This is a genomic window from Carnobacterium sp. AT7 (assembly GCF_000171855.1).
In the GTDB taxonomy this organism is placed as follows: domain Bacteria; phylum Bacillota; class Bacilli; order Lactobacillales; family Carnobacteriaceae; genus Carnobacterium_B; species Carnobacterium_B jeotgali.
The window spans coordinates 1-21,617 of the sequence record NZ_ABHH01000014.1; the positions used below are offsets into that span (position 1 = coordinate 1).

19 protein-coding genes and 1 other annotated feature are annotated in these 21,617 nt (G+C 34.4%); of the genes, 1 reads left to right on the forward strand and 18 read right to left on the reverse strand.

The window, feature by feature from the left end; all coding sequences use genetic code 11:
* The 15 genes from CAT7_RS06680 to pepA form a co-directional block, all read right to left on the reverse strand.
* Nucleotides 1-118: large ribosomal subunit protein bL35 (locus CAT7_RS06680; RefSeq protein ID WP_007723567.1), on the reverse strand; the 118-nt coding region annotated here is incomplete at its 3' end.
* 25 nt (nt 119-143) lie between these two features.
* Entirely contained in the window at nt 144-665 is a 522-nt protein-coding gene (gene infC / locus CAT7_RS06685; RefSeq protein WP_007723570.1) for a translation initiation factor IF-3, read from the reverse strand.
* Between the two features lie 28 nt (nt 666-693).
* Nucleotides 694-836 (reverse strand) — a sequence feature (ribosomal protein L20 leader region).
* 45 nt (nt 837-881) lie between these two features.
* Nucleotides 882-2,819, reverse strand: a complete 1,938-nt coding sequence (gene thrS / locus CAT7_RS06690) for a threonine--tRNA ligase (protein ID WP_007723572.1) — start codon at nt 2,817-2,819, stop codon at nt 882-884.
* 386 nt (nt 2,820-3,205) lie between these two features.
* Nucleotides 3,206-4,135, reverse strand: a complete 930-nt coding sequence (dnaI, locus tag CAT7_RS06695; RefSeq protein ID WP_007723574.1) for a primosomal protein DnaI — start codon at nt 4,133-4,135, stop codon at nt 3,206-3,208.
* A gap of 2 nt (nt 4,136-4,137) precedes the next feature.
* Entirely contained in the window at nt 4,138-5,586 is a 1,449-nt protein-coding gene (locus tag CAT7_RS06700) for a replication initiation and membrane attachment family protein (RefSeq protein ID WP_007723577.1), read from the reverse strand.
* A gap of 25 nt (nt 5,587-5,611) precedes the next feature.
* Complete coding sequence (gene nrdR / locus CAT7_RS06705) at nt 5,612-6,079, reverse strand: transcriptional regulator NrdR (protein WP_007723580.1); 468 nt, start codon at nt 6,077-6,079, stop codon at nt 5,612-5,614.
* A gap of 177 nt (nt 6,080-6,256) precedes the next feature.
* Nucleotides 6,257-6,856: a dephospho-CoA kinase gene (coaE, locus tag CAT7_RS06710; RefSeq protein ID WP_007723583.1), complete on the reverse strand. Its 600-nt coding sequence runs from the start codon at nt 6,854-6,856 to the stop codon at nt 6,257-6,259.
* Nucleotides 6,857-6,869: 13 nt separating this feature from the next.
* Nucleotides 6,870-7,709: a DNA-formamidopyrimidine glycosylase gene (mutM, locus tag CAT7_RS06715; protein WP_007723587.1), complete on the reverse strand. Its 840-nt coding sequence runs from the start codon at nt 7,707-7,709 to the stop codon at nt 6,870-6,872.
* A gap of 70 nt (nt 7,710-7,779) precedes the next feature.
* The gene (gene polA, locus CAT7_RS06720) at nt 7,780-10,440 is read right to left on the reverse strand and encodes a DNA polymerase I (protein WP_007723588.1); all 2,661 of its coding nucleotides are present in this window, start codon (nt 10,438-10,440) and stop codon (nt 7,780-7,782) included.
* 236 nt (nt 10,441-10,676) lie between these two features.
* On the reverse strand, nt 10,677-12,005 hold the full coding sequence (gene murC / locus CAT7_RS06725) for a UDP-N-acetylmuramate--L-alanine ligase (protein WP_007723590.1): 1,329 nt from the start codon (nt 12,003-12,005) through the stop codon (nt 10,677-10,679).
* 405 nt (nt 12,006-12,410) lie between these two features.
* Nucleotides 12,411-15,434: a DNA translocase FtsK gene (locus tag CAT7_RS06730; protein WP_007723591.1), complete on the reverse strand. Its 3,024-nt coding sequence runs from the start codon at nt 15,432-15,434 to the stop codon at nt 12,411-12,413.
* A 201-nt stretch (nt 15,435-15,635) separates the two neighbouring features.
* Nucleotides 15,636-16,247, reverse strand: coding sequence for a YtpR family tRNA-binding protein (gene ytpR / locus CAT7_RS06735; RefSeq protein ID WP_007723596.1), 612 nt, complete (start codon nt 16,245-16,247; stop codon nt 15,636-15,638).
* Nucleotides 16,240-16,734: a universal stress protein gene (locus CAT7_RS06740; protein ID WP_007723599.1), complete on the reverse strand. Its 495-nt coding sequence runs from the start codon at nt 16,732-16,734 to the stop codon at nt 16,240-16,242. Before CAT7_RS06740 ends, ytpR begins: the two co-directional genes overlap by 8 nt.
* Before the next feature lie 34 nt (nt 16,735-16,768).
* Complete coding sequence (locus CAT7_RS06745) at nt 16,769-17,086, reverse strand: thioredoxin family protein (protein WP_007723608.1); 318 nt, start codon at nt 17,084-17,086, stop codon at nt 16,769-16,771.
* A gap of 23 nt (nt 17,087-17,109) precedes the next feature.
* A complete protein-coding gene (pepA, locus tag CAT7_RS06750; RefSeq protein WP_007723609.1) occupies nt 17,110-18,189 on the reverse strand; it encodes a glutamyl aminopeptidase in 1,080 nt (359 codons plus the stop codon).
* A 179-nt stretch (nt 18,190-18,368) separates the two neighbouring features.
* Here pepA and CAT7_RS06755 point away from each other — a divergent pair, with 179 nt between their 5' ends.
* Nucleotides 18,369-18,707, forward strand: a complete 339-nt coding sequence (locus CAT7_RS06755) for a PepSY domain-containing protein (RefSeq protein WP_007723611.1) — start codon at nt 18,369-18,371, stop codon at nt 18,705-18,707.
* A 49-nt stretch (nt 18,708-18,756) separates the two neighbouring features.
* Here the strand turns inward: CAT7_RS06755 and trmB are convergent, their stop codons facing one another.
* From trmB to dat, 3 genes are all read right to left on the reverse strand, one after another.
* Nucleotides 18,757-19,410 carry a tRNA (guanosine(46)-N7)-methyltransferase TrmB gene (gene trmB / locus CAT7_RS06760; RefSeq protein ID WP_007723613.1) on the reverse strand — a complete coding sequence of 218 codons (654 nt, stop codon included), beginning with the start codon at nt 19,408-19,410 and terminating at the stop codon, nt 18,757-18,759.
* Nucleotides 19,411-19,532: 122 nt separating this feature from the next.
* Nucleotides 19,533-20,327, reverse strand: a complete 795-nt coding sequence (locus CAT7_RS06765; protein WP_007723615.1) for a phosphotransferase family protein — start codon at nt 20,325-20,327, stop codon at nt 19,533-19,535.
* A 410-nt stretch (nt 20,328-20,737) separates the two neighbouring features.
* Entirely contained in the window at nt 20,738-21,598 is an 861-nt protein-coding gene (gene dat / locus CAT7_RS06770; protein ID WP_007723617.1) for a D-amino-acid transaminase, read from the reverse strand.
* Between the last annotated feature and the right edge of the window lie 19 nt (nt 21,599-21,617).

Genomic DNA, 21,617 nt, shown 5'->3' on the forward strand with positions numbered 1-21,617 from the left:
GTTTTTGTGATTTATTTGCAAACATATGGCTTGTTTTAGAATGGTGACGTTTTAATCCGCCGTTACCTGTTCTTTTGAACCGTTTTGCTGAACCACGGTGTGTTTTTTGTTTTGGCATTTGTTATTTCCTCCTCAAAATACTCTTACTTTTCAGTTTTTGGTGCTAAAATTAAGAACATGCTGCGACCATCCATTTTAGCAGCTGATTCAATAGTTGAAATATCAGCTGTTTCTTTAGCTAAACGATCTAACACTTCTTTACCAATACCTTTATGAGTAATGGCACGACCTTTAAATCGGATTGAAGCCTTTACTTTATCTCCTTTTTCAAGGAACTTACGTGCATTACGTAATTTAGTATTGAAGTCATTCAAATCAATAGTAGGACTTAATCTTACTTCTTTGATACTAATGACTTTTTGATTTTTACGGGCTTCACGTTCTTTTTTCTGTTGCTCAAAGCGGAATTTCCCGTGGTCCATAATACGTGCTACAGGCGGTTTTGCTTTTGGAGCTACTAGTACTAAGTCTAAGTTTGCTTCTTCTGCAAGTTTTAACGCTTCACTTTTTGTAATTACACCAAGTTGTTCGCTGTTACTACCGATAACGCGTAATTCACGTGCACGAATGCCGTCATTTACCATCATATCTTTTGCTATGGTCATACACCTCCATTAGATTTGAGAGAAAGAACAGCAGAAAAATAGACGAGTTCATTACGAACCCGCCTATAAATAATTTCTAACTCACACCGTATGCAAGTTATCATCGTTTATATCTAGCCCAGAGACACTTTCGTCAACTTAGGCGAGAAGCGGGTGCTTCTGCTTGATTTTCTCAACTAACTAATCATACTCTACTAGACAGAATATGTCAATAAATTATTTACTGAAATTTTCAATTTCTTTTGAAACAGTCTCTAGATACTCGCTTAAGTTAATTGTTACAGTAGCTTTTTCACCATATTTACGAACTGCAACCGTGTTATCTTGAACTTCACTATCTCCAACAACTAATTGATAAGGTATCTTTTGTGTTTGAGAAGCACGTATCTTATAACCCATTTTTTCATTACGTTCATCTACTTCTACACGCATTCCGATACGTTCCATTTGTTTTTTTATTTCATAGGCATAATCTGTATGCATATCTAAATTAACTGGGATAATTGTAGCTTGTACGGGTGCTAGCCACGTAGGGAAAGCTCCTTTATACTCTTCAATTAAGTAAGCAACAAACCGTTCCATTGTTGACACAATACCTCGGTGAATTACAACCGGACGATGGTTATTTTCTCCATCTTCTCCTACATACGTTAAATCGAAACGTTCTGGCAGTAAGAAGTCTAATTGAATCGTTGAAAGAGTTTCTTCGATTCCAATAGCTGTTTTAACTAAGACATCTAATTTAGGACCATAGAATGCTGCTTCTCCTTCTGCTTCGAAGTAATCCAGTCCCATATCATCCATCGCCGCTTTAAGCATTGTTTGAGCTTTTTCCCACATTGCATCATCATCATAATATTTTTCTGTGTTATTAGGGTCACGATAGCTTAGACGGAAACGATAATCCGTAATATTAAAGTCACCATATACAGCTAGCATTAATTCCAATGTACGCTTAAATTCTTCTTCAATTTGATCTGGACGTACGAATGTATGCCCATCATTTAAAGTCATTTCACGCACACGTTGCAATCCTGATAAAGCTCCACTCTTTTCATAGCGGTGCATTTGGCCTAATTCAGCAATCCGAATAGGCAATTCGCGGTAGCTGTGTACATCATTTTTATAGACCATCATGTGATGTGGGCAGTTCATAGGACGCAAGACAAGCATTTCGCCGTCTCCCATGTCCATAGGTGGAAACATATCTTCATGATAGTGGTCCCAGTGACCAGAAGTTTTATATAAGTTTACATCAGCCATAATAGGTGTGTAGACATGTTGGTAACCTAAACTGATTTCACGGTCAACAATATAACGTTCAATTGTACGACGAATTGTAGCACCTTTTGGCAACCAGAAAGGCAATCCAGAACCAACTTCAGGAGAAATCATAAATAAATCTAATTCTTTTCCTAGTTTACGATGATCGCGTAGTTTAGCTTCTTCACGCATTTGAATAAACTCTTTTAAATCTTTTTTATCGAAAAAGGCTGTTCCATAAACACGTTGCATCATTTTATTATCTGAATTGCCTCTCCAATACGCACCTGCAAGAGACAATAATTTAAATACTTGAATACGACCAGTTGAAGGAACATGAACTCCACGGCATAAATCCACAAAATCGCCTTGGTCATAAACGGTAATTGCTTCTGATTCTGGAAGATTTGTAATCAATTCAACTTTGTAAGGATCATCTTTGAAGATTTCTAAGGCTTCTTCACGAGTGACTTCTTTTCGAATAATTGGGTTGTTTTCTTTTACAATCGCCATCATTTCAGCTTCAATTTTTGGAATATCCTCATCTGTTATTGGTGCTTCAGAATCTGTATCGTAGTAAAATCCAGTTGAAATGGCAGGACCTACTCCAAATTTTATATCGGGATACAAACGACGTAAGGCATTTGCCATTAAATGAGCAGTTGAATGACGCAAAATTTGTAATGCATCTTCATGATCAGGTGTAATAATCTCAATTGAGCCATCTGACTCAAGCGGACGAATCAAATCCACTAATTCGCCATTAAATTTACCGGCCAATGCTTTTTTGGCTAAACCTTTGCTAATACTTTCAGCAATCTCTTTTGTAGATGAACCAGCAGGAAAATCTTTTACCGCTCCATCTGGAAAAGTAATCTTAATTTCTGACATAGTCTATTCCTCCATATTCTAATTTTAAAATACCATCTTTGTTCAGCTAAAAAAAAAAAAGCCCCATTTATAGTATATCAAATACCATAAATGGGACGTTCATTACGTGGTTCCACCCAGATTTAGAACTTAGCAAACACACTAAATTCACTCTAAGCTGTTAACGCTAGCTAAACGACCAACTGCTAATTCGATAAACGGTTCACAGTGGCACTCGAAAGGGGTCAAAACAAGAACGAAATTAGAAAACTTTCAGCAACTGTCTTCTTCTCTAAAAAAATCGCAACCAAGTCTTGGTGTCTTTCTCAATGATTTCTTTTATATCTATTATTAAAGCACTTTTTGATTCTGATTTCAAGGAAAAAATAAGGTTCTCTCATTAACTTTTATTGGAGATGACGCCTATTCGTACCTGTCATATTTATTTCTTTAGCTAAATAACGAACTCTTTCCATGATTCTTTTTGCTTTTAATGGTTCATCTTCGCCTCTTTGAGTTACTCTTAAGTGTTCTTCTTCAAGTTGCTTCATATCAAAATTGGAAGAGAAGAATGTAGGCAACTGTTCTTGCATACGGTACTGCAAAATAACTCCAAGAACGTCATCACGTATCCAACTGGACATTGAATCAGCACCAATGTCATCTAACATTAATATGGGCGCTTTTTTTACAAAATCCAATTTTTCACCGGTAGTATTTTTACCGATAGACTGTTTCATTTCAACTGAAAATGACGGAAGATGCATTAATGTAGAAGGAAAGCCATTTTTTGCTAGTTCATGAGCTAAAGCTCCTAACAAATAAGTTTTACCGACACCAAATGATCCTTGCAAATATAACCCTTTATGGAAAGCTTTAGGATTAGATAGATATGCATCAATGAAGTCGTATACTTCTGAAATAGCTAATCTTCGTTCATCAGTCAATTCAAAATTGGCTAATTTAGCATTTCTAACGTCTTTTGGCATGTCCATCGAATAAATCCGATTTTTTATTTCTAATTCTTTTTGTTTAGCTATTAGTTCAGCTGATGGTACATAAGTTACATCAATATAATGGTAGTTTAAAACCAATTTAGGATGGTAACCTGGAGCCATCATTCCTTGATTTAAATGAAATTTCTTTTTTTCTTGAACGTATTCGTACAATTTAGCATAACTTCTAACAATTGCTTCATCATCCAATTTCTGGCGATTATCTGCAATAAATTGCGTTACATCTGGATCATCTAATACTTCCTGTATTAATTCCTCGTATTTATGACTCAGGTTTCGCTCTTTAATCATACGGGTCAGACTTTCACCAATGTCCTCCATTATTATTCACCTTCTTTACCAAAATTTTGAATTCGTTTCAATCGCTCCATAAACGCTTGTTTCTCATTTTCGCTCATCGGTTTTTCTTCAGCTTGCTTATTTTCTGCTTTAGCCCACTCAGGAAGTGTTTCTTTTCTGGTGGTCACTTGCTTACTATAATTGCCGTTGTTCCTGTTTTGTGCATAGGTTTTAGTGCGATTTTCTTGTTGTTGTCTTTTTTCAGCATTTTCTAAATACATTTTTTTGACTTTTTGGATGGCTTCTTCAGGAGCCACTACTTTTTCTTGTGCCCAATCGTTAGCGATTTTATAAGCTAATTTTTGATCCAGTGTGGGATTGTTTTTCACCACTAAAATATAATGAATCAAAATATTAATAACTGCAGTTGGTAAATTGGCTTTTTTTACAATTTCTTCTAAAGTCCACTCTTCTGGTTTTGTGACAAAACCACCTTTTTGATCTTTAATAGAATTCATAAAATCAATCGGACTTATTTGCTCACTCACTTCAATGACCGCAATATCCTCTATTGTTAAACCTCTTTGAGTTAGTTCATTATCACGCATTTTTTGTTGATTGGCATCAACTTGGATATCTTTTTCAACAACATCTTTTAATGAAATATTCTGTTGGTTTTTATTATGATAATCATCATAAGCTAACTTTTTTAATTTTTTTTCATCAATTTGTCCTGTTTCAATATCAGAAGCATTCAACACAAATTGTTGCATGGCTAATTCATCTAGTCCATATAACGTATGCAATACAAGGATAGCTTCTTCAACCTCTTTAGTAATTGAAGAACGATTAATGTACTGTTGGTTCAAACCTGTATAAAAAAACTTCAAATCAAATGTTTTGGAATCGATTTTTGGTTTTGAAGAACTCGTTTTGCCAATATATGAAACCGGTTCTTTCAAGAGATCTTTTTCTCTTTTCAATAATTCAGCATCAAATTGAAAAACATCTAAAAACGACTTTGTGACTTCTTGAAATTTTTTCTTATCGATGCTTTCTATCACAAATCGATTTCTCAATTTTCTGAATTTTCGTTCTCCAACTTTTTCTAATAATAATAAGCTCAATAAATCATCTTTAAAAAAGACATCACTTGCTTGGGGAGCTTGCAATTCATAGATTGTTAATTTGGTCGAACCTGTTTGGATATAAGTTTTAAGCAATCCAATTGCTTCTAACTTAATTCTGGCTTGATACAACTCAGGAATACCGATATTCAGCAAGGCCAGCAGTTCCGAATGTAAGATCCCTTCACTCCAATAGGCCTCTTCTTCAATCTCAGTCCACAATGTCATATATAAGCTGTAAGCTGCAGTCCCAATTAGGGGTTGATACAAAAAAGTGAGAATTTTTTGATCGATATCAGAAAGTAAAGCTTGTTGTTTTACAATAAAACCATCTTTAGGACTTAAATTTTTCCAAGGATACCCCAAAATGACTCACACCTTTCTGTTTCAACTAATTTTTTTCAGCTTTTTTTCTTTCAAATTCTTGTAGTTCTGTCAAAAAGACACTCATATCTTTAAATTGGCGATAGACACTAGCAAAACGGATATAAGCAACTTCATCGATATCAGCTAATTTCTCCATAATGTATTCCCCAATGATCGCTGAGGCTATTTCATTTTCGCCCAATCCTCTGATTTGATTTTCTACGTCTCCGACAATTTTCTCAACTTGTTCCATTGCTACAGGCCTTTTTTCACAAGACCGTATTAGCCCTCTTAAAATTTTCTCGCGATTGAATTCTTCTCTGGTACCATTTTTTTTAATGACTAATAGTGGCGTTTTTTCTACTCGCTCAAATGTAGTAAAGCGAAAACTACAAGCTTCACATTCTCTTCTTCTACGAATAGCACGTCCATCATCTGCTGGACGACTATCAACAACTTTAGAACCATTATTTTGACAGCGTGGACATTGCATGTTTATCATTCCTATCTTAAGTGTCATAAGTATCTAAACTATTTTTTTACGCAATTATTTACTCTATTATACCATACAACAACCAGAGATAAAACCGCTTAAAATAAGGTGTTTCTCACTTAAGTACAAAAGCGAACAAACCTTAAAGGATTGTTCGCTTTGTCCTACTACTAGACTCTAATTAACGTTTAGTTTGTTTATCCATTCAAGGACTTGTTTTTTTGTATTCGTGAGCGTTCCATTATTATCAATAATACTATTTCCAAGAGGGATTTTTTTTGAAATAGACCATTGGGCATTGATTTTTTTCAAAGCTTCTTCTCTTTTTATCCCATCTCTCTCCATTAATCGCTCTAGCTGAACTTCCTCTGATGTAGCTACCACCATAATTTGATCAACCTCTTTTTCATAACCCGATTCAAATAATAGCGGAATATCCAATACAAGGATCGCAGGATTTTGCTTTAAATAGTCGTTCTTTTTAGATACTACCCATTGATGTATGTGTTCAGACAAAATACCGTTCAGTAGCTCTCTTTTTTTCTCATTATTAAATACAATTTCTCCCAGCGCAGCACGATTCAATGTGCCATCATCTAGAATAACTTGCTTTCCAAACGTTTCTTTTATTTGATTTAATCCATCCGTTCCTGGCTGTACTACTTCTCTTGCACCAATGTCGGCATCTACTACCGGATAACCCAGTTCTTTAAATAGCTTACTTACCGTTGACTTACCGGTTGAAATACTCCCTGTTAATCCTAAAACTATGGTCATTTCCTTCCTCCTTTTACTGAACAGACGTTAACAATTGACAATGAGGACAGAAATGGGTTCCTCTTTGTGCAACCTTTATTTTTTCTATTGGTGTGCCACAGCGAATACAGGGAATCCCTTTTTTACCATAGACAGATAACTTCACTTGAAATTTCCCTGCTTCTCCCAACGCATTTTGATAAGTACGAATAGTCGTTCCTCCCGCTTTAACTGCATCACCAAGCACCTTAATGATTGCCTCATGTAACTGCGAAACTTCCTGTTTTTTCAAGCTGTTGGCCATTCGTAATGGATGGATTTTAGCCGCAAAAAGGGCCTCATCTACATAGATATTCCCCAAACCAGCTACAATCTTTTGATCTAGTAAAAGTGGTTTAATTGCTCTTTTTTTTGTAAGCAATGTATTAAAAAAAGTTGTTTCATCAAATGCCTCTTTAGTCGGCTCAGGACCAAGCAGTCTTATTCCAGTCATACTGTACTCTTCCCCTAAAGGCACCAGTGTCATTCTACCAAATTTTCGTACATCTAAATAACGCAGATCTCTCCCATCCGCTAGATGGAAAACAACATGCGTGTGTTTTTTGAGAGGAACTGTTGATTCTTCGACTTCATATTTACCTTCCATACGCAAGTGCGAAACTAGCGCCCAGTTCTTAAAATGAAAGACAATGTATTTGCCACGTCGATCAAACCCTGTAATTTTTTCTCCAATTAAAAGCTGCTTAAATTCAGTGCTTTCGATGGAACCGGCTATAATACGATCCCAATATACATCAACAGATTTTATCGTTGCTCCTAATACAAGTTTTTCCAATCCTTTTCTAACAGTTTCAACTTCAGGCAATTCCGGCAAAGTTCTACTTCCTTTCTATATGAAAGAAAGCGTCTCTGCTATTAATGAACACAGCAGACACACTTCCTTATTATTTTGCTTCGTACCAGCTTTTACCACTGTTACTATCGACTTTTAACGGAACAGACAATTCTACTGCTCCTTCCATAACCTCAACTACTAAGGCTTTCAATTCTTCTATTTCTTCTTCTGGAGCTTCAAAAATCAATTCATCATGGACCTGTAATAACATGGTCGCTTTCAATTTTGATTCTTTTAATCTTTCATCCATTTTAATCATCGCAATTTTTATAATATCCGCAGCACTACCTTGGATAGGAGTATTGATTGCTGTTCTTTCAGCAAATGAACGCAAATTGAAATTTCGAGAATTAATTTCTGGTAAATAGCGGCGGCGGTGGAAAAGTGTTTCAACAAACCCTTTATCTTTTGCCTCTCTCACGATATCTTCCATATACGTTTTTACACCTGGATATTTTTCAAAATACGTGTCAATAAACCGTTGCGCTTCTTTACGACTAATTCCTAAATTTTGAGATAGACCATAATCACTTATGCCATAAACAATTCCAAAGTTAACGGCTTTAGCTCTACGTCGCATCTCAGAAGAAACTTCCTCTGGTGAAGAAATACCAAAGACTCGCATAGCTGTGCTTGAATGGATGTCTTGACCTTCAATAAACGCTTCTTTGAGCAATTTATCATTTGAAACATGTCCCAATACGCGCAACTCAATTTGCGAATAATCTGATGCGAAAATTTTCCAGCCTTCATGGCTTGGAACAAAAGCCTGTCTAATTTTCCGACCTTCTTCTAGTCGAATAGGAATATTTTGTAAATTGGGGTCTACAGAACTTAAGCGACCAGTTTGAGCGATTGTTTGCATATACCGCGTATGAATTTTGCCTGTTTCTTTATCAATCACTTTTAGCAAACCTTCGATATAAGTTGATTGAATTTTTGCGATTTGACGATACTCTAAAATATGTTCTACAATGGGCGCTTGCTCTTTTAATTGCTCTAAAACATCTACAGCTGTTGAATAACCGGTTTTAGTCTTTTTAACAACCGGATACCCCATTTTTTCAAATAGAATAACCCCTAATTGCTTTGGTGAATTTAGATTAAATTTTTCACCTGCTAATTCATAGACCCGTTGTTCAATATCGTTTAGTCGAATAGCAAACTCTTCTTTCATTTCCATCAAACGTTTGTCATTTACTTTTACACCAGTGAGTTCCATTTCAGCTAAAACTATGGATAATGGCAACTCCATTTCATCAAACAACTTAGTTTGTACATTCTTCTCTAAGTTATCACTCAATTGTTTGCTTAAAATACGAATGGCTTTTATTTTTCTGGCAACATGGTCATACGTTACTTTCTTATCTTCTGGAATAGCAATTTTTGCACCTTTACCATACACACTTTCATCAGAAGAAACATCGTAATAGTCATGTTCCATAGCAACTTCAGATAAATCCTTACTATTGTCCTTTGTATTCAATAAATAAGAGGCCAATAAGATATCAAAACTGATAGATGTGATATCGACTTTTTGTCTTCTTAATGCAACATAAGTTCTTTTAGCATCAAATACCTGTTTTTTAGTCTCTTTTTCTTTTGCCCAATTTTTAAAATCATCTGATGCAAAAACTACTTCAGGTTCTGCAATGTATATTTGTTGATCATCGCCCCATCCAATACAAATAATTGGAGAAGTATGATAATTATCACCCATCAATTCTACGTAAAGAGCCATATCATCCCTAAACATATCTGCTGTGATATCAGTCACTATATTATACGAGATTTCTTCTTTTTGATTATTTTGTTCAGCATCATATTCTGCAGTATCCAATTTACTCAAATGAGAATTGAAATCCATCTCTTTATAAAAAGCAATCAGTTTTTCCATGTTTGGTCCTGAGAAATTTAGATCGTCAATTCCAACCTTTATAGGCGAATCGGTATCAATCGTTGCTAATTTTTTACTTAAAAATGCCGTTTCTTTTTCATTGATAAGATTTTCTTTCATCTTGCTTTTCTTCAATGAATCGATATTTTCATAGATTCCTTCGACTGAGCCGTATTCTTTTAATAATTTAAGGGCTGTCTTTTCACCAATCTTGGTTACTCCAGGTATGTTATCTGATGCATCTCCAGCTAAACCTTTCATATCAATGATTTGCAATGGGCTAATGCCCATCTCCTCATGAATCGATTCAGGCGTGTACTCTTTTAACTCACTGACACCTTTTACGGTAATATCCACACGTACATTCTCTTTTGCCAATTGTGTCAGATCTCGATCTCCAGAAATAACGACCACATCATAAATAGTTGGATCAACTTGGGTTGCAAGAGTTCCAATAATATCATCTGCTTCAAAATTTTCTAGTTCATAGTGCTTAATACCAAATCCATCCAGTAGTTCCCTCAAGTAAGGCATTTGTTCTGAAAATTCACCGGGTGTTTTTGAACGTCCAGCTTTATAGTCGTCAAAAAAGCTATGCCGGAATGTCGTATTCCCAGCATCAAAAGCAACCAACACATGGCTCGGATTTTCTTTTGTTAAGACACTATCAATCATATTATGAAATCCATATAATGCGTTCGTGTGTAATCCGTTTTTATTTTTCATTCTTTCTAATTGTGAATGCAATGCAAAAAAAGCTCTGTAAGCCACACTGTTTCCGTCAATCAATACTAATTTTTTTCGCTCATTCATAAGAAATCTCCTTTTAGTTACTGCATTTATTTCTATTTCAAATCATCTTTTCATTTTTAAAATTCATTTTTCTGACCGTACTTATCGTTATTATTCTAACAAAAAAAGAGGTAGATAGCGAATTTGCTCTTCATCTAATGAAACTTTTTCAGCTTGCACTTTTAAACCAAAAATATGATGAGAAAAAAATAGACAGGAAACGATTGTTAAACAACCGTCTCCTGTCTATTTTTTTGTTATTTCGTTGGCGATGATTGACTTAACAACGTTTCATAAGCCAATTCAAATTTTTGAACATCTCCAGCACCCATAAAGATTGCGACTGCATCATGATGGTTCAACAACGGCGACATATTCTCTTCACTTAACACAACCGCTCCATTATCAATTTTATCAGCCATATCTTGAATGGTGATGTCTCCTTGATTTTCGCGTACTGATCCAAAAATATCACATAAATAAATAGAGTCAGCTAAATTTAACGATTCCGCAAAGTCACTCAATAATGCTACTGTACGAGTAAATGTGTGTGGTTGGAAAATAGCGATAATTTCTTTATCTGGATATTTTTGACGAGCTGCATCAATAGTTGCACGAATTTCAGATGGATGATGTGCATAATCATCTATAATGACCATATCTAATATTTGTTTTTCAGTAAATCTGCGTTTAACGCCTTTAAACGTTTTTAAGTTTTCCATAACGCCTTCTTTATCAATGTTTTCATATTGACAAATTGCAATAACACTAAGCGCATTTAGTATGTTATGTTTTCCGAATGTAGGAATATCAAAATGTCCATAAAACTCGTCTCTTACATAGACATCAAAAGTAGAACCCGTTGTTGAACGAGTCATATTTTTAGCTTGAAAATCATTATGATCTCCAAATCCATAATATAAAATCGGTACATTAGCTTGGATTTTTTGGAGTTGTTCATCATCTCCACAAGCAACTATAGCTTTTTTCACTTGAACTGCCATGGATTGGAATGCATTAAAGACATCATCAATACTGCTGTAATAGTCCGGGTGATCAAAGTCAATATTTGTCATAATAGCATAATCAGGTCGATACGCTAAAAAATGACGGCGGTATTCACAGGCTTCTAATATAAAGAAATCTGCATCAGGTACGCCATGACCTGTTCCGTCTCCAATTAAATAACTTGTATCTTTAAGCGAACTTAACACATGTGCTAATAAGCCAGTTGTACTTGTTTTCCCATGAGAACCAGTAACAGCTACACTGTTGAATTGACCGATGAATTCACCAATAAAATCATGGTAACGTATAACGGTTAAACCTAGTTCATTTGCTGCAACAATTTCTTCATGGTCATCAGAAAAAGCATTCCCAGCAATCACCGTTAAACCTGGATGGATATTTTCTTTACTAAAATTTAAAATTGGAATATGAGCTTCTTCAATATTTTTTTGAGTAAAGAAGTATTTTTCTATATCGGAACCTTGAACTTTGAATCCCTTGTCGTGCAAAATTAAAGCAAGAGCACTCATACCCGAACCTTTAATACCAACGAAATGATAAATTATTTCTTTATTCATTACTTTATTTCCTCCATATTCATAAATTCACCTTGTGTTTATGACTGTTAGTGTTTGAGAAAGCCTTTTTAGTTTGTCCTGTTTCAACTCGTTTTTCAAAAGCTCATAAAACGATGTAATAAATAGACCATCATCCTGTTTCATTTATTATTAAATGGGATGAATCGATTGTTGTTAGTCAAAAAAGACAAAATACAACGAATTTAGTATACCATGAAATAATTTAATAGCACACTTTAAATCTCTAATTCTCCTTACTCTTATCAGAATGAAATAATGTGAACGGATTCAATTAAATAATTATCATCTGTTTTTAATATAATTTTTGTAGGGAAATTCACTCTAACTACATTAGAACAATAAAAAAAGAGAGAGCAAAAGTTATCTCTCTCTTTTTGAACTTATTTATAAGAATTTTTCTTCATAATCCGCTTTAGTTAAAAATACTTCGCGTGGTTTTGATCCTTTATTTCCGGATATAAAGTTTTCGTTCTCTAAAGATTCAATCAAATTAGCAGCTCGATTAAACCCAATTTTAAATTTTCTTTGTAATGCTGATGCTGATATCTGTCCCTCTGAAACAATAAATGGCAGAACATCTTCAAACAGCTCATCTTTTCCTTCAACTGATTCTAATTTAGCCATTAACGATTCTGGCTCAAAAAGATATCTTGCAGGGCGTTGGTCTTTTACATGTCTGACGATTCGTTCTATTTCTTTTTCAACATACGTTCCTTGTACACGAATTGGTCGTCCTGACCCATTTTCTTGAAATAACATATCTCCTCGACCAAGAAGTTTCTCCGCCCCACCTGTATCTAAAATAGTGCGTGAGTCTACTTGACTGGATACCATAAAGGCTACTCTAGTTGGAATGTTATTTTTTATTGTTCCTGTAATAACATCTACACTTGGGCGTTGTGTCGCAACAATTAAATGAATACCTGCCGCTCTAGCCTTTTGTGTAATTCGTGCAATAGAGTCTTGCACATCGCTACTGGCAACCATCATTAAATCTGCCAATTCATCAATGACGATGACAATATAGGGCATCTTCAAGCCAAACTCTTTATGCTCTTCTGCTTTTTCATTAAATCGTTGAATATTTCGAACTCCTGCAGCAGCTAGTTTTTGATAACGTTCTTCCATTTCATTTACTGCCCATTTTAAAGCTTCACTCGCTGCTTTAGGTTCAGAAATAACTGGGGACAGCAAGTGAGGAATTTCATTATAAGGAGCTAACTCAACCGCTTTTGGATCAATTAAAATTAATCTCACTTCACTTGGTGTAGCCTTATACAATAAACTCACTAAAAGCGAATTAATAAAGACGCTTTTTCCTGAACCTGTTGCTCCAGCAATTAACCCATGAGGCATTTTATCAATAGTGGAAACAACCGCTTCTCCTGCTATGTTAACTCCAATAGCCACCGTTAAAGGAGAATGACTCTCTTTAAATTCTTTGCTTTCCATGACTTCTGATAACATAACGGGTCTTGATTTTTTATTAGGAATTTCAATACCTACTGAACTTTTCCCAGGAATTGGAGCTTCGATACGGATATCCTTAGCAGCTAATGATAATTTTAAATCATCGGATAGATTTGTAATTTTATTAACTTTTACACCGCGACCTAACTGAAGTTCAAATTGGGTAACTGCTGGTCCAATTGTCCAACCAATTACTTGAGCATTGATATTAAAGGCATCTAAAGTCTCATTCAATATTTCCGCTTGTTCTAAAACCCAATCATCAATTGCATTTGGTTCAAGTTTTACAGGACGAAGTAAAAGATTTACTGATGGAAACATATAATTTTCATCATAAATTTCTTCAGTCATTTCCATTAACTTATCGGTTTCACTAGTCGCTTCAATAGTGCTTTCTACTACTACATCCGTTTCTATTTCTGCTTGACTTACTTCTTTCATATCAATGATAGAAGAGTCTTCTTCAATTGATTCAATAAGAATCGTATCCGGCTGTTCTGTATTCTTTGTATCGATTAGTACTTCTGATTCTTCTAGCTTTTTTGGTTGTTCTAACTTTTCTGATTGCTCTGGTTCTTCAGGCTGGTTAATGTCATTAACTGGGAAAGTTTGTTTGTCTAAATAATTCATCCGACTTAATGCAGCCATTAATTCCATATTTTCAATTTCTTCTGTACTTGTTGGAGTAGATGGTTTATCAGAAACTCGAGTTGGACTAATAGGTTGTCTGACTTGTTTTGGTAATACTGTTGCTTCACCAAAATATCTTGCAACATTTTTTCCTCGATTAAGGCGGATATTTTGCTCATCCTCAATCATACCTGCTAATGATCGAGATAATCCTCGTTTTTTCTTAACAGAGTGTGCCAAAGACTCTACAGCTGCTTTCTCGGAATTAGTAACCGCCATTTCTTCATCTTCTATACTACTATTGGTTAGTTCCGGTTCTAATACTTCTTCTAGTTCTAACACTTCTTCTAGTTCTAACACTTCTTCTAGTTCTAACACTTCTTCTAGTTCTAATACTTCTTCTGGTTCTAACACTTCTTCTAGTTCTAATACTTCTTCTGGTTCTAATACTTCTTCTGGTTCTAATACTTCTTCTGGTTCTAATACTTCTTCTGGTTCTAATACTTCTTCTGGTTCTAATACTTCTTCTGGTTCTAATACTTCTTCTGGTTCTAATACTTCTTCTGGTTCTAATACTTCTTCTGGTTCTAATACTTCTTCTGGTTCTAATACTTCTTCTGGTTCTAATACTTCTTCTGGTTCTAATACTTCTTCTGGTTCTAATACTTCTTCTGGTTCTAATACTTCTTCTGGTTCTAATACTTCTTCTGGCTCTAACACTTCTTCTGTTTTCAGTGCTTCTTCTGATTCTAATTCAAAAAAATAATCGATTTCATTTAATAAATTTTCTTCAAACAACAAGAAATCTTCTGGTTTTTTTTCTAATTTTAAGAGAATTTCCAAATAATTAGTGTCTTCATTCTTTTTTGGTGACCTCTCTTGAAACCCATAATAAGGCGAAGGAATCTTTTGAACTTTAAAAGGTGTCGAACTTCTTCCTTCTTGAAAAGGTGTCGCAGCATGTCTTAAAGATTCTTTTGAATACGCCGTTTGTTTAATTCTTTTTTCAACTTTCTTTTTTTGCTTCTTAAGTTCATTTTGTTTCTTTTGTTCCTCTTTACTAATAGTAGAAAGATAATTTCTAACAGAATTATTATCTTTTTGAAGAGTCGTAAAATCAACCTCTGAATTTTTTTCATTAGTTTTTATTAGTTGGTTAGTTGTTTGACTATCGTTATTTTTTGGATGGGAAATTTTAATAGACGCTTCCTTATTCGTTGCTTTTTCAGCATCACGATAGAAAGGAAACTTAAACTTTTTTTGACTGTCTTGATTTTTTTGATAACTAGGTCCATCATATTTGGGCATGATGACCCTCCTTTCCTACCTTACTCCGAATCTTAGTTTACCATAAAAAATAAAGTGATTATAGGTGCATTCTTTAAGAAACACGCGATATCCTTACAATTTACAAATAAAAAAAGACTTTACAAAAAGCTATCTTTCAAAAAACATATTTTCGTTTTTTTGAAAGACAGCTTTTGAAGTCTTTTTAGAGAATAATTTAAGTTAATTTACTTGGAAAATTTCGCCTGTAGTTGCAGAATCTGGTAGGACTAAAATGCCCTTTTCTTCTGAAGCGTTTTTCAAATTCAATTCTTTAGCAGAACAAATCATACCATGACTAGGTTCGCCTCTCAACTCACCATCCCATATTGACATTCCGTTAGGCATCATAGCGCCTACTTTAGCAACTACAACCTTTTGGCCTTTAGCGATATTAGAAGCTCCACAAACGATTTGAATAATTTCTCCATTATCTATCTCAGTTTGCGTGATAGATAGATGATCTGAATCTGGATGTGGGTTACATTCTTTCACTTCACCAATAACAAATTTTGGTGACTCATCTGTTAGTAAAGTATCAGAAAATCCTGCAGATGCAATTGATTCATTTAAAATTTTTATTTGTTCATTCGTTAAAATAACTTGCCCAGTTCCTTTAAGATCAATAAGAGTTGAACTATTAAAAAAGTTATATCCAACTGTTTGATTTGTTTCTTCTTTAAAAATTCGAACCACATCATTTTGTTTTTCAAAATTTTGTTCCTTCGATTCACTGTTGTCAAGCATGACAATAAGTGTATCTCCAATGCCTTCATTATTATAAATACTAATCATTATTAACTTCCTCATCCTGTTTTTTATTTCGTACAATTAAAACATCACATGGTGCATGGCGAATAATATGCTCACTCACACTACCCATCATCCATCTTTCAACAACATTCATACCTGTTTGTCCAACCACAATTAAATCTACATGGTATTTATTAGGTATATCTTTTGCTAAAAGTAATTTTGGTGATCCTTGTACCATAATTGTTTGAACTTTTTCTATATTATGTTCTTTAGCTTTTAGACTGTACTCTTCTAAAAGCTTTTCCATTCGATTCTTATCAAGGTCTATTCCTGCTGCATCTAACGTGTTTATACCTGCAGTATCTACCATTCCTAAAGCATAAGAGTTTATATCAAACACATGAGCAATAATCAATTCACTACTATTTCTTTCTGCTATTTTAATAGCATTAATAAGTGCATTTTCTGAAGATTCACTTCCGTCTATGGCAATCAGTATGCGTTGAAATTGTTGTGTATCTAACATAATAACATCTCCTATTAGTCAATTTTATTATCTATTAAAGAGTTGATATAAATTTCTCTATTTCTTCTTGTGTTTTACGATCTTTATTTACAAATCGCCCAGTCTCTTCTCCATTTTCGAATGCCACAAAACTAGGTATTCCAAAAATTGACAAGTCGCCACATAAATCAATAAATTTATCACGATCAACTTCTACAAAATCGATTTCAGGATGATTCTCAATAATTTCAGGCATGACAGGTTTAATAAATTGGCAATCACCACACCAATCTGCTGTAAAGAAGAAAATTGTTTTTTGTTTGTTTTCTTTAACCATTATATAAAATTCTTCAACTGTATTTAATAACTCCACGTTGTAGCCTTCTTTCTTTTCGTTTAATTATTCTTCATGATTGTTTCAAATGTACTGCGATCTAAGGTACGTGCAACTTGAATAACCATTTCTTTTGCAGCAGCATAATCATCAATATGAAAGACTGTTTGATGTGTGTGAATATATCGTGCACATACTCCAATGACTGCACTTGGCACGCCATTATTCATTTGATGAGCTGCCCCTGCATCTGTCCCACCTTTAGAAACAAAATATTGATAAGGTATATTATGTGTCTCAGCTGTATCCAACAAAAACTCGCGCATTCCTTTTAACGTTATCATGCCTGGATCTTGGATTCTTAATAAGAAGCCTTCTCCTAAATGGCCAAACTTATCTTTATCGCCAGTCAAATCATCAGCTGGAGAACAATCAACAGCAAAGAATAAATCCGGTTTGAATTGATGTACAGCACCTTTTGCTCCACGTAACCCAACTTCTTCTTGAACGTTAGCTCCAGCAATCAAAGTATTTGGCAATTCTTCGCCTTGTAATTCTTTTAAAGCTTCAAGAACAACAGTCGTTCCATAACGATTATCCCATGCTTTACTTAAAATTTTCTTGCCATTCGCCATTTTAATTGTTTCAACTAATGGAACAATAGCATCTCCTGGGCGCACGCCATATGCTTCAGCTTCTTCTTTAGAATCGAATCCAGCATCGAATAGAATATCAGCGATATCTAATTTACTCCCAGTACCATCTTTACCTCTTAATAAGTGAGGTGGAACAGATGAAGAAACACACGGATAGTCTCCTTTAGCTGTTTGAAGCGTGAAACGTTGTGCAGATACTACATATGGATTCCATCCACCTAGTGGGACTACTCTAAACAAACCATGCTTAGAAATACTTGCTACCATAAAACCAACTTCATCCATATGAGCCGCTACCATAATCTTCGGTGCATTCTCAATTTTACTTTTACGTACTCCAAAAATTCCGCCAAGTCCATCTTGCACAACTTCATCTACTAAAGGAGTCATTTCTTGACGCATAATATCGCGTATGCGATGTTCAAATCCACTTGTTCCTTGTGCTTCAGTTAACTTCTTTATCAAATCAAATGTTTTAGCTTCCATTATTGTATACCCACATAGTTTTTGTGTTGCTACCTACGTGATCTATCCCCCTTATAAGTTTTCTTTATTCTATTATACCTTAATTCAGTCTAAGTTTAAGTGGTAATGCTTTAATTTCATTTATTTTTAAACGTGGTATACTATAAAAAAAACAAATGAAATGGGAGGGCGTTTATTAAATGACTTATTATACTAAAGAAAAAACACCATATCTATTAGCTAGCGGATTACTTTTTGGAGCAGGATTAACTTGTGGTTATTTCCTTCACAAAATACTAACTACAAAAAAAGCTATCCATGGAGATACTATTTTAAAACACGTTAAAACATTATTTTTAAAAGAAGGTCCTATAGAAGGCTCTTGGATTGAATTACAAAAAGTCCCTTTACAAAAATTTGCTCTTAAAACGGATGTTTATTACGGAGGTATTTCAAGACTTGAAGAAGACCAATTAATCCAATACGAATTCATTGCGGATGCTTACACTGGAAGCATCTTAGACTTATACCGTGTCTAATATAAAAGCGTTAAACCAAGTAAAGTTAATTGGTTTAACGCTTTTATTTCTATTTAACTTCTTTCTTAGGAAATTTTGCAACTACACGATAAATGCGGCTACCTCGAGAAGAAAATTTCTCTTCATACTCAGTCATAACATTTCCTTCAAAATCACTTTCATGTAAATTTAGCCAAACTTGGTCAAGTATCATCCCATATTTTGAGAAACTAGCTAAAGAATATTCGAATAATCCCTGGTTATCTGTTTTGAAATGAATTTCACCTTCAGATACTAGAATTTTTTCATAACTTTCTAAAAAGCTCTTGTATGTTAACCGTCTTTTTTCATGACGTGTTTTCGGCCACGGATCAGAAAAATTCAAGTAAACTTGAGCAACTTCTCCTTCTGCAAAATATTGTGTTACTGAGCCTCCGTTGACGTGTAACAACTGTAGATTTGGCAATTTTTCTTCAATCAATCTGTCTAAAGCCACAACAATTACACTCATTTGAAGTTCAATACCAATATAATTAATTTCTGGATGTAGTTTGGCCATTTCAGTAACAAAACGCCCTTTACCCGTACCTACTTCAATATGAATAGGATGGTCATTGCCAAATCTTTCTTGCCATTTTCCTACCCAATTATCTGGTTGTTCAGGTATATACTGAGGAAACTCAGCAATTTTTTGCGGTGCATTTGGTTTATTTCTTAAACGCATATTTATATTCTCCATTCTATTTATTATTACCTAATTTTTTTCCGTTTGACATAGAAAAATCCTCTTCAAAAACAGGAAGAGGATTTGAATAAATACTGACACTTATTATTCTTCATTTTTTGTTAAAAAAAATAATTTTTCCCTTGATAAAGACTTTGTAACATAATGATATCTTTATTCATTTCATGGAATCGTGTTTCCTTATGGTGTTGTTTTGTTTGAATTAAATAGTTCATTAGAGCGTACCACATAATACGGTTTTTTAACTCTTCAGTTATTTCTGTGTCGTAATGTTCTAGCCAATCTACCCAATGATCTTCAGGGACATACTGACAGAGTAACATACTGACATCCATAGCCGGATCACATAACATAGCAGAATCCCAATCAACTAGATAAAGTCGATTTTCATCTGATAAAAGCCAGTTTTTGCGATAAATATCTCCATGACAAACTTTGGCTTCAACTGTGCTCATTAATGCTACTTCAGCTTTTAATTTTTTAATAATAAGTGATAATAAAGGATGATTTTTTAAATCTAATGATAATTTTTCTTCATATTTTTGAATTAACTGTTCAGGTGTAACAACTTCGCCGCCTACACGAGCAAGCATTCTTCTTAATGTTGCAGAATTATGTATTCGACTAATCAGTTTTGCTACCTCTGGTGAAGACATTTCTTTTTTTGTAAGAGCTCTTCCATTTAACCATTCTTGTGCCGTCAGGACATCACCATTACCAATACGTTTTGTCCACATTAACCTTGGAGTAATTCCTTCAACAGATAATGCAGCTAAAAAAGGTGAAGAATTTCGCTTTAAAAAAAGCTTTTCTTCCGCCCTTGTACCCATATACGCTTGACCAGTGTCACCACCAACGGGATGTAACTTCCATCCAGAATCTATTTCAAAATCCATACCAAATCATTCCTTGCTTTATATTCTGAAACATTTCTATACAGACATGAAAAGCAAAACGGGTGAGAATAATCTTATTCGAATAGCAAAAAATTCCAACCCGTAAAACCAATAGTACTAAATCTTATTTAGTTTACCTGCAACTTTAGACAAAAAAAGGACAGATATCACAAAAGACATCTATCTTTCTGTTCTCTTTCTATTTTAAATAGATTTTCTTTCTACGTCAAGCGTATATACGTTCTTTTTCTACAAATACACTTACTTTGGATTTATAAAAAGTTGCTATACGAGTTCATTCATGCAATTTATTACGTTTTCTTTTTATTTTCAGATTTTTTCTACGATAATTTTTCTCAAAAAAAAGCAGCCAAACAAATTATTTGGCTGACCTTCTTAATTTTGATTGGTTATCTTATCTTTCCACATACTTCTTCTACAGCATCTACATACAATTGTTGCAACCTTTCGACTCCTGAGCCTCGTTTCCCTTGTCCTACGGGATTGCCGTCTATAAAGGTTATCGGCATAGCTTCCATAGTCGTACTAGATGCAAACACTTCATCTGCTTCTTTTAGATTTTCAAGAGTAAACGCTTCTTCTTTAACAGGTATTCCTGCTTTTCGAGCAACTTTTAACAACATTAGCTTAGTAATACCCGGTAAAACAAGATTTCCATCTGGATGAGTATAAATTACATCATTTTTGATCATCCATACATTTGAAGAAGAACATTCCGTAACCACACCATCACGATGAAGAATTGCTTCGTCTCCGCCTTTTTTATGTGCTTCGTGTTTAGCCATAATATTACCAAGCAAACTGGTCGACTTAATGTCACATCTTAACCATCGTAAGTCAGGTACGATAATAGCAGACATGCCTTGATCCATTTTTATTTGATCACGCGGAACAAGTGTTGTTGTAGCTGTAAAAACTGGCGGAACTAATTCAGGATCAGGATAGGAATGATTTCTTGGAATCCCAATACCTCTAGTTAATTGCATATAAACATTACCCGTATCGATTTCATTTACCTGAATCAATTTACTTAACAGTTGTTTCAATTCCTCTTTTGTAAAAGGTAAAATCAATTCAATTTTTTCAGCACTAGAAAATAGACGATCTACATGTTCATCTAAAGTAAAAAACTTGCCATTATAAGCTCTTACAACATCATAGATCCCATCTGCAAATTGGTAACCCCTATCTTCCATATCAATTTTAACTTCACTACGTTCAACAATTTCATTATTCCAAATAACTTTCATTTCTTAACCTCTTTCTAAA

Bases quoted from the DNA above. Each gene is read 5' to 3' on its own strand.
- ytpR (WP_007723596.1), bottom strand. From the start codon at position 16,247: ATGATTAGTATTTATAATAATGAAGGCATTGGAGATACACTTATTGTC.
- nrdR (WP_007723580.1), bottom strand. From the start codon at position 6,079: ATGCAATGTCCACGCTGTCAAAATAATGGTTCTAAAGTTGTTGATAGT.
- dat (WP_007723617.1), bottom strand. From the start codon at position 21,598: ATGAAAGTTATTTGGAATAATGAAATTGTTGAACGTAGTGAAGTTAAA.
- CAT7_RS06765 (WP_007723615.1), bottom strand. From the start codon at position 20,327: ATGGATTTTGAAATAGATTCTGGATGGAAGTTACATCCCGTTGGTGGT.
- polA (WP_007723588.1), bottom strand. From the start codon at position 10,440: ATGAATGAGCGAAAAAAATTAGTATTGATTGACGGAAACAGTGTGGCT.
- infC (WP_007723570.1), bottom strand. From the start codon at position 665: ATGACCATAGCAAAAGATATGATGGTAAATGACGGCATTCGTGCACGT.
- dnaI (WP_007723574.1), bottom strand. From the start codon at position 4,135: ATGGAGGACATTGGTGAAAGTCTGACCCGTATGATTAAAGAGCGAAAC.
- coaE (WP_007723583.1), bottom strand. From the start codon at position 6,856: ATGACCATAGTTTTAGGATTAACAGGGAGTATTTCAACCGGTAAGTCA.
- trmB (WP_007723613.1), bottom strand. From the start codon at position 19,410: ATGCGTTTAAGAAATAAACCAAATGCACCGCAAAAAATTGCTGAGTTT.
- thrS (WP_007723572.1), bottom strand. From the start codon at position 2,819: ATGTCAGAAATTAAGATTACTTTTCCAGATGGAGCGGTAAAAGATTTT.
- pepA (WP_007723609.1), bottom strand. From the start codon at position 18,189: ATGGAAGCTAAAACATTTGATTTGATAAAGAAGTTAACTGAAGCACAA.
- CAT7_RS06755 (WP_007723611.1), top strand. From the start codon at position 18,369: ATGACTTATTATACTAAAGAAAAAACACCATATCTATTAGCTAGCGGA.
- murC (WP_007723590.1), bottom strand. From the start codon at position 12,005: ATGAATAAAGAAATAATTTATCATTTCGTTGGTATTAAAGGTTCGGGT.
- CAT7_RS06730 (WP_007723591.1), bottom strand. From the start codon at position 15,434: ATGCCCAAATATGATGGACCTAGTTATCAAAAAAATCAAGACAGTCAA.
- CAT7_RS06740 (WP_007723599.1), bottom strand. From the start codon at position 16,734: ATGTTAGATACACAACAATTTCAACGCATACTGATTGCCATAGACGGA.